Here is a 12,661-nt window from a genome sequence, read left to right on the forward strand (position 1 = left end):
GAGGCCGGACACACCACAGAACTGATATAGTTTCGGGGATGACTCCGGCTGGAGAATGGCCCCGCGGATCAGTCGACGCGACGCGCTCGCCGGCATCGGCCTCGCGGTCGGGAGCGCTGGCTGTGCCGGGCGGGCGCGGAACCTCGCCGGACGGGACGGCTCCTCACAGCTCGTCCTGGAGATCCGGACGACGCCCGCCGACGAGGACCCGCACGGGATCCGGATCGCACGGGCGCTCGCGGAGAACCTGACGGCCGTCGGCGTCGACGCACGGGTCGAGACGATGAACGTGGCCGACCTCCATCGGACGGTGCTCCTCAACCACGACTTCGACGTCTACGTCGGCCAGTACACGGAGGTGCTCCCGTTCGACCCGGACGAGCTCTACGGCCTCATCCACTCGCGGTTCGCCGCCGAGCCGGGCTGGCAGAACCCGTTCGGGTTCACCGACCTCGAGACCGACGAGCACCTGGAGGCACAACGGGCGAGCGGGAGGGCGGACCGGCGTGCCGTCGTCGCGGACCTCCTCACCGACGTCTGCGAGAAACAGCCGTTCACGGTCGTCGCGTTCCCCGACGCGCTCGCGGCGGCGCGGACGGACCGGTTCGTCGGCTGGGAGCGGGGACCGCCAGTCTCCGCGACCGGACTGCTCGGCATGGAGCACGTCGACGGGGGACGCGCGGACGGGGAGCCGGTCGCCCTGCGTCTCGTGACGACGGACGGCCGCATCTCCGAGAACTGGAACCCGATCGCGGCGGAGTACCGGCGATACGGGACGTTCATGTCGATCCTGTACGACCGGCTCGCGGTCGTCGACGACGGGACCGCGATCCCGTGGCTCGCCCGCGGCTGGGAGTGGCACGACCCGGAGACGCTCGCGGTCGAGTTGCGGTCGTCGACGTGGCACGACGGCGAGCCGGTGACCGCGTCGGACGTGGCGTTCACGTACGCGTTCCTCCGCGACACCTCGATGGGGAACGCCGAGACGCCGGTGCCCGCCCCGCAGTTCCGCGGACGGGGCTCGATCGTGGAGTCGGCCACCGCCGTCGACGACTCGACCGTCAGGCTGCGGATCGGGGACGTCGGCGCCGACGTGGCAACGCGGGCCTTGCGGGTCCCGGTGCTTCCGGAACACGTCTGGAGCGACCGCGCCGAGATGGCGACCGTCGGGGGGTTCGAGTTCGACGTCGAGACCACGGAGGCGCTCGTCACCCCCAACGAGGAGCCCGTCGGAAGCGGCCCCGTGCGCTTCGTCGAGGCGACGCCCGGCGAGCGGGTCGTCTTCGAGCGGACCCCCGGCCACTTCCTCGCTCGCGCCGGGTCGCCCGCGGCGGACGACGGGTCGAACGGATCGCCGGCCGGGGACGACGGCCGGGAGGGGATCCCGGACGCGTACTTGGGAACGCCGTCGTTCGACCGGCTCGAGGTGTCGGTCGTCGGCTCCGACGTGGAGGCGGTCCAGTGGGTCGCCGACGGCCACGCGGACGGGACGGTCTCGAACCTCGGTCCGGATTCCGTTCCGCGTATCGGTCGGGAGGAGGACGTCCGCCTCGTGAGCACGCGCTCGGCCGCGTTCTACTACGTCGGCTACAACGCGCGACGTGCGCCGCTCTCGAACCCGCGGTTCCGGGGGATCGTCGCCTCGCTCGTGGACAAGGCGGCGGTCGTCGACGACGCCTTCGCCGGCCACGCCCGGCCGGCGAGCACGCCCCTCTCCACGTCGCCGGAGTGGGTTCCGGAGGCGCTCCGGTGGGACGCCGACGACGGGGATCCGATACACCCGTTCCGCGGGGAGGACGGAACGCTCGACGTGGCGGCGACGCGCGACGCGCTCCGGGAGATCGGCTATCGGTTCGACGAGTCCGACAGGCTGCTCGCGCGGGATCAATGAGCCCGCTCCTCTCGATCGTCACGAGCGTTCTGCTCTGGGTGGCCGCGATGTGTCTCGTCGCGGGCGTGGCGATCGTGGGGCCGCGGGGGCTCTACGGTGTCGGCGAGCACCTCGGTCCGTACCTCCGCGAGTCGCGTCGGGAGGTCGCCGCCCTGTTCGCCGTGCTCCTCGTGAGCGGGATCGGTCGGCCCGCGCTCCAGTCGGTCTCGGAGGTGTTCGGCCTGCGGCTGACCGGCGCCATCCTCGCGCTCGAGGGCGGGTTCGTCGCGTGGCTCCAGGGGACCTTCCACAGCCCGGAGCTGACGCTGTACTTCTCGTCCGTCTACGTGTACGGGTACGCCTTCCTGCTCGTGTTCCCGTTCATCGCGTACGCGGCCCTCCCGGAGTCGACGACGCTGAAGCGGCTGATCGTGGCGTACACGCTCAACTACGCGCTCGGCCTCGTGCTCTACACCGTCGTGTTGGCGTACGGCCCGCGAAACGTGATGCCCGACGCCGTCACCTCGCTTCTGTACACGTTCAACCCGAACTTCCAGACGCTCACCGGGGAGGTGAACGTCGAGACGAACGTGTTCCCCTCGCTTCACACCTCCCTGTCGGTGACGGTCGCGGCGTTCGCCGCGCTCACCCGCGGGGAGTACCCCGCGTGGACGGCGCTCGCCTGGTGGATCGCCGGCTCCGTGGTCGTCTCGACGATGTACCTCGGGATCCACTGGCTCACGGACGTGGTCTTCGGGACCGCGCTCGCGCTCGGCTGCGTGTACGCCGCCTGCCGGTACGTGGATCCGGACGGAAGGGGATCGGAGGCGACGGGGGGAGACCCCGACGACGCGAAGGCTCGGGGTTGACGCGCCCGGACGGCGCTACGCGCCCTCGACGAGCCGTCGGAGGTGCTCGGGCGGCACCGCGCCGCGGGCGGCGTGGCCGTCGTACGCGAACGTCGGGACGCCGGTGACGCCGCGCCGCTTCGCCGCCTCGAACAGCTCCGTGACCTCCCCGCGAAGCGTGTCGTCCGCGAGGGCGGAGCGAGCCTCGTCGGGGTCCACGCCGGCCGTCTCGGCGAGCGAGACGAGGCGGTCGCGGTCGCCGATGTCCTCGCCGTCCCTCCAGAGCGCGGCGAAGACGCCCTCGTCGAACGCGAGCCACGTCTCGTAGGGGTGGTGTCGTTTCAGGTGGTAGGAGACGACCTGCGCGTCGAGCGAGTCCACGTCGGTCGCGATCTCGAGGTCCATCTCGACGTCGTACTCCGCCTGGAGCCGGCGGACGTTCTCTTTCGCCTGTTCGTAGTAGTCCTCGTCCTTCCCGTCGTCGGCGTCCGTGTCGATGCTCCCGTCGGGTCGACGCTTCCCGCTGCGGAGGTCGAAGGGGTGCCAGTCGATCCGCAGCGGCGGGGCGTCCCCGTCCCGCGTCTCGCGGTACCGCTCGAGTGACTGGCGGCCCAGGTAGCAGAACGGGCAGACGTAGTCGGAGAAGACCGTGACGGCGACTGGGTCGGTGTCGGTCATGTCCGCCGTCCGGCCTCGACGCGGAAAGCCCGTTCGGCGGCGGCGATCGCCAGCCACTAGTACAACCAATGAATACCACCGGAGTATGAGCCGGTCCTACGATCCGGTCTCGCCGCCCGTCGCGGCGACGATCGCCGGCAGCGACAGCGGCGGCGGAGCGGGGATACAGGCGGATCTGAAGACGATGACGACCCACGGCGTCTTCGGCACGTCGGTCGTGACGGCGACGACCGCCCAGAACACCCGCGGAGTCCACGACGTGGTCCCGCTGTCGGCCGAGCACGTGACCGCCCAGTACGACGCGGTCGTCGACGATCTCGCCCCCGCCGCGGTCAAGACCGGGATGTTGGCGACGCGGGAGATCGTCGAGGCGGTGACGCGGAAGGTACGGACGTTCGACGGCCCCGTGGTCGTCGACCCCGTCATGGTGGCCGCGACCGGCGACCGGCTGCTGTCGGCGGGGGCCGAGGCGGCTTACGACGAGCTGATCGCGGCCGCGACGCTCGTCACGCCGAACGCCGACGAGGCGGCGATCCTCGTCGACGGTCCGGTCGAGACGCCCGTCGACGCCGAGCGTGCGGGTCGAGAACTCGTCGAGCGCGGCGCCGACGCGGCGCTCGTGAAGGGCGGCCACCTCGACGCCGACGCGGGGACGGTGACCGACACGCTCGTGATGGCGGGCGAGGGCGACGACCCGCGCGTGCGCCGGATCGAGAACTCGCGGATCGACGCCGACGCGACCCACGGCTCCGGCTGTACCCTCTCGAGCGCGATCGCCGCGCGGCTGGCCCGCGGCGAGTCGCTCGAGGGGGCCGCCGTCGCCGCGGTCGACGACATGGGCGAGGCGATCCGTCGCGGCTACGACGTGGGCGGCGGGCCGGGCGCGGTGAACCCGACCGCGACGGACGCGCGGTGAATGGCTCCGCCCGCGATCGACGCGGGTTGATCGCCCGACCGGGTCGCGAGCGACCCGCAGGGTTTTAGCCGCCGACGGCGGGAGTACGGGTATGCCAACGGGGATCGTCGGGGAGTTCCTCGAGCTCAAGGAGTCGACGGACGCGGACGTCCTCGCGATGCAGTGTGGCGACTTCTACGAGTTCTTCGCCGACGACGCCGAGCTGGTCGCCGACGAGCTCGACTTGACGGTCTCACAGAAGTCCTCGCACGGGTCGTCGTACCCGATGGCGGGCGTCCCGCTCTCGGAACTGACGCCGTACCTGAAGGCGCTCGTCGAGCGCGGCTACCGGGTCGCGGTCGCGGACCAGTACGAGACGGAGGACGGCCACGCGCGGGAGATCACCCGAGTGGTCACGCCGGGGACCCTCCTCGAGACGAGCGACGACGACGCGCGGTACCTGGCGACCGTGGTGCGCGGCGACGACGATGGCCCCTACGGCGTCGCGTTCGCGGACGTCACCACCGGCCGGTTCCTCGCGGCCGAGCTCGCCGATCGGGGAGACCTGCGCGCCGAGCTGTACCGCTTCGACCCGGCGGAGGTGCTGCCCGGTCCCGACCTCCGGAACGACGACGCCTTCCTCGGCGCGGTCCGCGAGGACCTGGCCGGCTCCGTCTCCGTCTTCGACGCGGAGGCGTTCGCGCCGGGGCGGGCGGCCCACGCGGTCCGCGAACAGTTCGGCGCGGAGACCGCCGACAGCGTCGGGCTGGACTCCGACCCGGCGACGCGGGCGGCCGGCGCGGCGCTGGCGTACGTGGCCGAGACGGGCGCGGGCGTGCTCGCGTCGATGACCCGGCTGACGACGTACGCCGCGAGCGACCACGTCGAGCTCGACGCGACGACCCAGCGCAACCTGGAGATCACGGAGACGATGCGCGGCGACGCCGACGGGACGCTGTTCGACGCCGTCGACCACACGGTCACCGCCGCGGGCGGGCGGCTGCTCCGCGAGTGGCTCACGCGGCCGAAACGCGACCGCGACGAGCTCGACCGGCGGCTCGATTCGGTGGCGTCGCTCGCGTCCGCGGCGCTCGCGCGCGACCGGCTCCGCGAGACGCTCGGCGACGCCGCCGACCTCGAGCGGCTGGCCGCTCGAACGACGAGCGGGAGCGCGGGTGCGCGGGAGCTCTCGTCGGTCCGGGACACCCTCGCGCTGCTGCCCGCGCTCGCGGAGGCGATCGAGGGGACGCCGCTGGCCGAGTCGCCGGTCGCCGAGGTCCTCCGCCGGCCGGACCGCGACCGCGCCCGCGACCTCCACGACGAGCTGGCGGCCGCGCTCGCCGAGGACCCGCCGAAGACGAAGACGGAGGGCGGGCTGTTCCGGACGGGGTACGACGACGAGCTCGACGAGCTCATCGAGCGCCACGAGGCGGCCCTCGAGTGGCTCGACACGCTCGCCGAGCGCGAGAAGCGCGACCACGGGCTCTCACACGTCACCGTCGACCGCAACAAGACGGACGGCTACTACATCCAGGTCGGCAAGTCGGTGGCGGACGAGGTGCCGGAACGCTACCGGGAGATCAAGACGCTGAAGAACTCGAAGCGGTTCGTCACCGACGAGCTGGAGGAGCGCGAGCGGGAGGTGCTCCGGCTGGAGGCGGCGCGCGGCGAGCTGGAGTACGAGCTGTTCGAGGAGCTTCGCGAGCGGGTCGCCGAGGCGGCGACGCTGCTCCAGAACGTCGGCCGGGCGATCGCCGAGGTGGACGCGCTCGCGTCGCTCGCGACGCACGCCGCCGGGAACGACTGGACGCGGCCGACGCTGACCGAGTCGCGGACCCTCTCGATCGAGGCGGGCCGGCACCCGGTCGTCGAGCGGACGACGGACTTCGTTCCGAACGACCTCGAGCTCGACGCCGAGCGCGGCTTCCTGATCGTCACGGGGCCGAACATGAGCGGGAAGTCGACGTATATGCGGCAGGCGGCGCTGATCCAGCTGCTCGCGCAGGCGGGGTCGTTCGTCCCGGCGCGGTCGGCCGAGGTCGGGCTCGTCGACGGGATCTACACCCGCGTGGGCGCGCTCGACGAGCTGGCCCAGGGGCGGTCGACGTTCATGGTGGAGATGCAGGAGCTGTCGAACATCCTCCACTCGGCGACCGCGGACTCGTTGGTGATCCTCGACGAGGTGGGTCGGGGAACCGCCACCTACGACGGCATCTCCATCGCGTGGGCGGCCACGGAGTACCTCCACAACGAGGTGCGCGCCCGCACCCTCTTTGCCACCCACTACCACGAGTTGACGACGCTCGCGGACCACCTCCCGCGCGTCGCGAACGTCCACGTCGCCGTCGACGAGCGCGACGGTGACGTGACGTTCCTCCGGACGGTGCGCGACGGCCCGACGAACCGGTCGTACGGCGTCCACGTCGCCGACCTCGCGGGCGTTCCCGAGCCGGTCGTCGACCGCGCCGACCGGGTGCTCGACCGGCTGCGCGAGGAGAAGGCGATCGAGGCGAAGGGCGGATCGAACGGGGGAGACGGCGGATCGCCCACGACACAGGCCGTCTTCGACCTCTCGACCGGGTCGTTCGCCGGGAACGATCGCGGGGAGGAGGCCTCGCGAAACGGCGGCGGGGCCGCCCGCGGCGACGGACCGGCCGGCGCGACGGCCGCGACCGCCGAGGACGCCGGACCGGGAGCCGAGAATGCCGGGACGGACGCCGGAACGGAACTCGATCCGGAGGCGCGCGCGGTGATCGAGGAGCTGGCCGACGTCGACGTCGCCGCGACCGCGCCGGTGGAGCTGCTCTCGCGGGTCCAGGAGTGGCAGGAGCGACTCGACGGGAACGACTGACGCGCCCGGCCTCCCGCTCGACGAGGGCGACTGTCGCCCCGAGCTCCCGCCTACCGGGCGGACTCGATGGCCATCGACGGGCGGATCCGGCGACCGCGTCTGACGTAAGAACTAATGTGCGACCTCGTCGTAACACGGGTATGGGTATTATGAGCAAGATCCTCGGCGGGGGCGGGCAGCGCTCCGTCGACGACTACGTCGAACTCGACATAGACGACTTCGCCGAGGCGAGCGCGGAGGCGGGAATGCGGGTACACATCGCCGAGATCGGCGACCAGAGCGACGTCATCCCGATCAAGGACGCGGTGTACGACGGCGACTTCGTCATCGCCGACATCACCCGCCACTCCACGTCGGATCGGACGGTAGAACACATCATCGACGAGCTCCGCCAGGTGGCGGAGGAGGTCGACGGCGACATCGTCCAGAAGGGCGACGACCAGCTCGTGATCGCGCCGACCGGCGTCACCGTCTCCCGGCAGAAGCTCTCTTGAGGTCGCGAACCCGGCGTCGGCGTCTCGGCGGCCGAACCGTGTCATATATGCCGTCCTCGCGTCCATAGTAGGCTGAATGGACGATCCGGTCCTACTCACTGGCGCGGGCGGGCGGGTCGGCCAGGCCATCCTCGATGGCATCGGCGAGGAGTACGACTGGCGGCTCCTCGACCGCGAGCCGATCTCGGCCGCGAAGGTTCCCGATCGGGTGACCGACGCGGACCAGTACGTCGCGGACATCACCGACGAGCGCGCCGTCCGCGAGGCCGTGACCGGCGTGAACGCGGTCGTCCACCTCGCCGGCGACCCGCGGAAGACCGCGCCGTGGGACTCCGTCCTCCGGAACAACATCGACGGGACGCAGGTCGTGATGCGTGCCGCCGCCGAGGCGGGCGTCGAGAAGTTCGCGTTCGCCTCCTCGAACCACGCCGTCGGCGGCTACGAGACCGACGACCGGACGCCCGATCTGTACCGACCCGACGACGACTACCGGCTCGACGGCGAGGAGCTTCCGCGGCCGGGCAACCTCTACGGCGTCTCGAAGGCGACCGGCGAGTTCCTGGGTCGGTACTACCACGACGAGACCGGGATGTCCGTCGTCTGCGTCCGCATCGGCAACCTCACCAAGGACCACCCGCCGCGCGAGTACGAGCGCGGCCAGGCGATGTGGCTCTCACACGGCGACTGCGCGCACCTCTTCGACCGCTGTCTGCTGGCGGAGTACGGTTTCGAGATCGTCTACGGCATCTCCGACAACGACCGGAAGTACTACTCGATCGACCGCGCCCGCGAGGTCCTCGGGTACGACCCGCAGGACAACTCCGCGAACTACACCTTCGAGGGCGACCCCATCGCCGAGGGCCCGCCGACCGACGAGCCCTGAGTCCGTCCGGCGACGCTCCCGTCCCCCGACGACGCGGCTCACTCGAAGAGTCCCGACACGTCCCGGCGCTCGCGCCGGTCCCGGTCGACGTGGTCGGCGATCCGCGCCGCGATCTGCGGACGCGCCTCGGGTCGTCGGAGGTACGCGAACACGAGCTCCGTGACCTGCGTCCGGCCCGTCCCGCGCTCCTCCCGCGCGAGCCGCGCCGCCGCCGCCAGCGTCGGCTCCTCCCCGGCGTCGACCGCGGCCGCCAGCGCCGGCGCGGCGGCGAGCGTCGCCGCGAGACCCAGCTCCTCGAACCCCACGGCGACGCCGTCGATCCGGAGCGTCGGCGGGTCGGCGTCGGACGGGGCGAACGGGTCGGGGGTGGCGTCGACCGGGCCGGGATCGGATCCGGCCGTGTCGCCGGCGGCGGCGAGCCGCCGACACCACTCGCGAACCGGCTCGAGCGCGAGGCCGCGGTACGCCTCGCCGGTCCCCTCGAGGAGGGTCAGCGCGCGCGCTCCCTGCTCCGCGGCGTCGGACCGCTCCGCGTCCCGCATGTGGGCCGATCGATCCCCGTCGCCCGCGCGATCGGCCGCGGTCGCGGCCGCGGCCAATCCCCGAAGAACCCGCACCTCTCCGGCGTCGGACCCGTCGACGGCACCGCCGACGTCGTCGACCTCCCCGGCGTCGGACCCGTCGGCGGCCGGACCGTCGGCGACCGCGCTCCGCGCCGCCTCCCATCGATCGCGTGCCGCGAGGACGTGTCCGGCGTTGAACAGGGCCACTCCCGCCTCGAAGGCGGCGTCGACGGTCTCGCCGCCGGCGTCGTCGCGGGCGTCCCGTGTCACGCGGCCGTCTCCGTCGGGAACGGACATAAATCCCGAGTTCGACGGGCGTCGAACCAACACAGTAATGTAAACAGACTACAATAGTCGGGTAGACGTGTCAAGTAGCCTCCTGCCGGTCGTCGCGGTCGTCCTCGTTTCGGGGCTCGGCGTACAGCTCCTCGCACACCGGCTGAAGGTTCCGAGCGTCATCTTCTATCTCGCGATCGGGGTCCTCCTCGGTCCCGAGGTGCTCGGGCTCGTGACGCTGGACACGTTCGGAGACGGCCTCGAGATCATCGTCGGTCTCAGCGTCGCGATCATCGTCTTCGAGGGGGCGTTCGCGCTGCGCATCGAGCGGATCCGTCGCGCGTCGACGGTCTCGCTCCGGCTGGTCACGGTCAGCGCGGTCGTGATGTTCCTCGGGACCGCGGTCGCGGTCCGCGTCCTCGAGGGGGCCAGCTGGGAGATCGCGCTGCTCATCGGGGCGCTGCTCGTCGCGACCGGCCCCACGGTGATCACGCCGATCCTCGACGTCGTCCGGGTCAGGGACCACGTCGCGACCGCGCTGGAGACGGAGGGGATCGTCAACGACGTGACCGCGGCGATCGTCGCCGTGGTCGTCTTCGAGACGCTGTTGCTCGACGACCTCGGCGTGCCCGCGACGTTCGTGTCGTTCCTCCAGCGGTTCGGCACCGGCGTCGCCGCGGGGGTGCTCGCGACGGTCGTCATCTACCTCCTCCTGGAGAGCGAGTTCGTCCCCGAGCGCGACGTCCAGGCGTCGCAGTTCCTCGTGTTGGCCGCGGCGGTCGGGTCGTTCGCGGCCGCGGAGGCCGTCGCGGCCGAGGCGGGGATCGCCGCGGCGGCGACGAGCGGGATGCTGCTCGGGAACGCCGACATCGACAACCGCGAGGAGATCGAGCGGTTCGCACAGAACACGACGCTCGTCGTGCTCTCGTTCGTGTTCATCTCGCTGGCCGCGCTGATCGACGTCGAGGCGATACTCGCGCTCGGCGTCGGCGCGATCGGGCTCGTTCTCGTGGTCATGCTCGTGTTGCGCCCGCTGGGGGCGTTCCTCGCCACCCTCGGCGTCGAGCGGTTCACGCGGGCCGAGCGGCTGTTCATCGCGGCCGTCGGACCGCGCGGGATCATCCCGGCGAGCGTGGCGACGCTCTTCGCGATCGAGCTGGAGCTGGCGGGGAACGTCGCGGCCGGCGAACTGCTCGTCGGGACGGTGTTCGCCGTCATCTTCGCGACGGTCGCGGTCGAGGCGGGGCTGGCGCGACAGATCGGCGAGTACCTCGGAGTGTCACCAATGCGCACGATAATCATCGGCGGGGGTCGGATCGGCCGGGCGCTCGCCACACGACTGGAGAACAGGGGCGAGTTCGTCGTCATCGTCGACGCCGACGCGGACGCCGTCGAGAGCGCTCGCGCGGAGGGGTACACCGTCCACGAGGGCGACGGAAACGAGACCGAGACGTTGCGCAAGGCCGGGATCGAGGACGCAAAGCGGATCATCACCACGACCGGCGACGACGACGTCAACCTCCTCGCGTGCCAGCTCGCCATCACCAAGTTCGACGTCGCGTCGGCCTACTCGCGGGTGACCGACCCCGACAACGTCGACGCGTTCGAGAGCATCGGCGTCACCGCCATCGACGCGTCGACGGCGACGGCGGTGGCCATCGACGACGAGATCGAGCGCCCGGCGCTCACCCACTGGATGAGCGAACTCGGGGACAGCCACGACGTCCAGGAGGTCGAGGTGACCTCCGCGAAACTCGCCGGCAAGAGCATTCGCGATCTCAACTCCGACATCCCGGACGGCGTGTTCGTCGCCGTCGTCAGCCGCGACGGCGAGAACTACGTCCCCTCGGCCGACCGCGTGCTCGAGTCCGGCGACCACGTCACGTTCATCGGCGACGCCCAGGGCGTCAAGCGCGCGATGAACCGGTTCCACCCGCACGACTAGGGCGTCGAGGACCGACGTTCTCGATCGCGACCCGTTCGGTTCTCGGACTGTCCAAAGAGATCCGTCCGAACCGGTCGCGCGCGTCTTCGTGCGCACCAGGCGAGAGGCTCCGTGTGCGAATGTGCTGCTGATATTTCTGCCAAATTGCGTTGACGTTCATAGCGACGTGATGAATACAACGCGCCTATCCCGTACTCACGTGGAGCTGGATTCGGCTCACCCTCTTTCTCCCTGGATAGCTCTGTTCGGTTAGGTTTGCCCTGACCCAGCATTCATATCGAATCGAGATGAGCACATAACCGTGCCCTCCACTCAGTCACGCCGAATGCTACTGCTGTCGGCCGGAACCGTGCTCTCGATCCCGCTTTCTGGGTGTTCGTCTGTCTCGGAGTTCACCCAGGAATCGGGGTCTGTCTCAATTGCGGAGGTGTGGGTTAAGAACCTCGGCGATAGCCCCGTTGTATTCGATGTCGTTATCGAAGATGTAACCGATAACGAGGTCGTGTTCTGGGAAACACATCCAACGCGACCAATGGCCGACCGAGACGATGACAGGAACGAGGAAATCGATACGTACTCTTGGAAAAATCCCGTTCAGTCACCTGGGAAATATGCGCTCCACGCTCGCGCTGAGGCGGATGACCCAGCTGGTGGGACGCAGATGACATCCACTCAGTTGCGGACCGACGTGGACTGTCTGAGTATTCTGGTCGAAATCGGTATTATGGGCGAACTCTCGATCGACGTGGATACAGAAGACGCTTGCTGACAGAAGCAGGGATCGACTCCCGAATCGCTATTGCTCTCATATATCAGTCTCCTGTATGTGTGTTCGAATAGAGAGTTCTCCGAGGGATTATCGGATCGCTCCGCTGAACTCACCCCCTATATTCAGCAGTCCCTTCCTGACAGGATATGGGTAGTTACGGAGTGGACGTGATATGGCGTTCGTCTGGACTGACCGATCTGGTCCCGTGGAGAACGTACGCGAGTCGTTCCATGGCGTCCTGACGGAGTCCTGCGCGAGCGGTGCGAGGGCGACCGAAGGGAGCCCTCGAAAGTGAGCGGCGAAGCCGCGAACGAGCGAGCGCAGGGCACGTCAGGACGCGAACGCAGTGGCTGTCGAACGAAGTGAGACGGCCGCAAAGTGAGCGTCCTGACGGAGATTTGAACTCCGGTCCCTGGCTCCGCAAGCCAAGAGGATAGTCCACTACCCTACCAGGACTCGATTACACGTATCGCCGAGATACTTAAGACGGTTACGGTCCGCCCGCTCCGTGCCCGGCGGTCGCACGGACCGCCGACGGCCGGCCCCGGCTCGGGGACTGAACGCTTTTGTACCGAACCGGGACGAGTGC

The 12,661-nt window shown here is 70.1% G+C and carries 10 protein-coding genes and 1 tRNA gene; 8 read left to right on the forward strand and 3 right to left on the reverse strand.

All coding sequences use genetic code 11. The features are described from left to right. The first annotated feature begins 55 nt into the window (after positions 1-55). Both DJ70_RS13920 and DJ70_RS13925 read left to right on the forward strand, forming a co-directional pair. Complete coding sequence (locus DJ70_RS13920) at positions 56-1,891, forward strand: ABC transporter substrate-binding protein (RefSeq protein ID WP_094534001.1); 1,836 nt, start codon at positions 56-58, stop codon at positions 1,889-1,891. Beyond that, complete coding sequence (locus DJ70_RS13925) at positions 1,888-2,739, forward strand: phosphatase PAP2 family protein (RefSeq protein ID WP_094534003.1); 852 nt, start codon at positions 1,888-1,890, stop codon at positions 2,737-2,739. The genes DJ70_RS13920 and DJ70_RS13925 overlap by 4 nt, the downstream gene beginning before the upstream one ends. 15 nt (positions 2,740-2,754) lie before the next feature. Here the strand turns inward: DJ70_RS13925 and DJ70_RS13930 are convergent, their stop codons facing one another. Further along, positions 2,755-3,396 carry a DsbA family oxidoreductase gene (locus DJ70_RS13930; protein WP_094534005.1) on the reverse strand — a complete coding sequence of 214 codons (642 nt, stop codon included), beginning with the start codon at positions 3,394-3,396 and terminating at the stop codon, positions 2,755-2,757. Between the two features lie 85 nt (positions 3,397-3,481). Between DJ70_RS13930 and thiD the strand changes: the two genes are divergently transcribed. The 4 genes from thiD to azf all read left to right on the forward strand — a co-directional run bounded on the left by thiD (position 3,482) and on the right by azf (position 8,519). Next, on the forward strand, positions 3,482-4,312 hold the full coding sequence (thiD, locus tag DJ70_RS13935) for a bifunctional hydroxymethylpyrimidine kinase/phosphomethylpyrimidine kinase (protein WP_094534007.1): 831 nt from the start codon (positions 3,482-3,484) through the stop codon (positions 4,310-4,312). 91 nt (positions 4,313-4,403) lie between these two features. After that, positions 4,404-7,142 carry a DNA mismatch repair protein MutS gene (gene mutS, locus DJ70_RS13940; protein ID WP_094534009.1) on the forward strand — a complete coding sequence of 913 codons (2,739 nt, stop codon included), beginning with the start codon at positions 4,404-4,406 and terminating at the stop codon, positions 7,140-7,142. 140 nt (positions 7,143-7,282) lie between these two features. Then, the gene (locus DJ70_RS13945; RefSeq protein WP_094534011.1) at positions 7,283-7,636 is read left to right on the forward strand and encodes a cell division protein SepF; all 354 of its coding nucleotides are present in this window, start codon (positions 7,283-7,285) and stop codon (positions 7,634-7,636) included. A gap of 76 nt (positions 7,637-7,712) precedes the next feature. Then, positions 7,713-8,519: an NAD-dependent glucose-6-phosphate dehydrogenase Azf gene (azf, locus tag DJ70_RS13950; RefSeq protein ID WP_094534013.1), complete on the forward strand. Its 807-nt coding sequence runs from the start codon at positions 7,713-7,715 to the stop codon at positions 8,517-8,519. 38 nt (positions 8,520-8,557) lie between these two features. Here azf and DJ70_RS13955 read toward each other — a convergent pair whose 3' ends face one another. Then, positions 8,558-9,352 (reverse strand): hypothetical protein, encoded by a 795-nt coding sequence (locus DJ70_RS13955; RefSeq protein WP_245810859.1) that lies wholly within the window; start codon positions 9,350-9,352, stop codon positions 8,558-8,560. A gap of 109 nt (positions 9,353-9,461) precedes the next feature. Between DJ70_RS13955 and DJ70_RS13960 the strand changes: the two genes are divergently transcribed. Further along, entirely contained in the window at positions 9,462-11,303 is a 1,842-nt protein-coding gene (locus DJ70_RS13960; protein ID WP_094534041.1) for a cation:proton antiporter domain-containing protein, read from the forward strand. Positions 11,304-11,604: 301 nt separating this feature from the next. Continuing rightward, the gene (locus tag DJ70_RS13965) at positions 11,605-12,072 is read left to right on the forward strand and encodes a hypothetical protein (protein WP_143421043.1); all 468 of its coding nucleotides are present in this window, start codon (positions 11,605-11,607) and stop codon (positions 12,070-12,072) included. Positions 12,073-12,455: 383 nt separating this feature from the next. Here the strand turns inward: DJ70_RS13965 and DJ70_RS13970 are convergent. Beyond that, positions 12,456-12,528 (reverse strand) — tRNA-Arg (locus tag DJ70_RS13970). Positions 12,529-12,661 lie beyond the last annotated feature (133 nt).

The organism is Halorubrum halodurans (assembly GCF_002252985.1).
Lineage (GTDB): Archaea > Halobacteriota > Halobacteria > Halobacteriales > Haloferacaceae > Halorubrum > Halorubrum halodurans.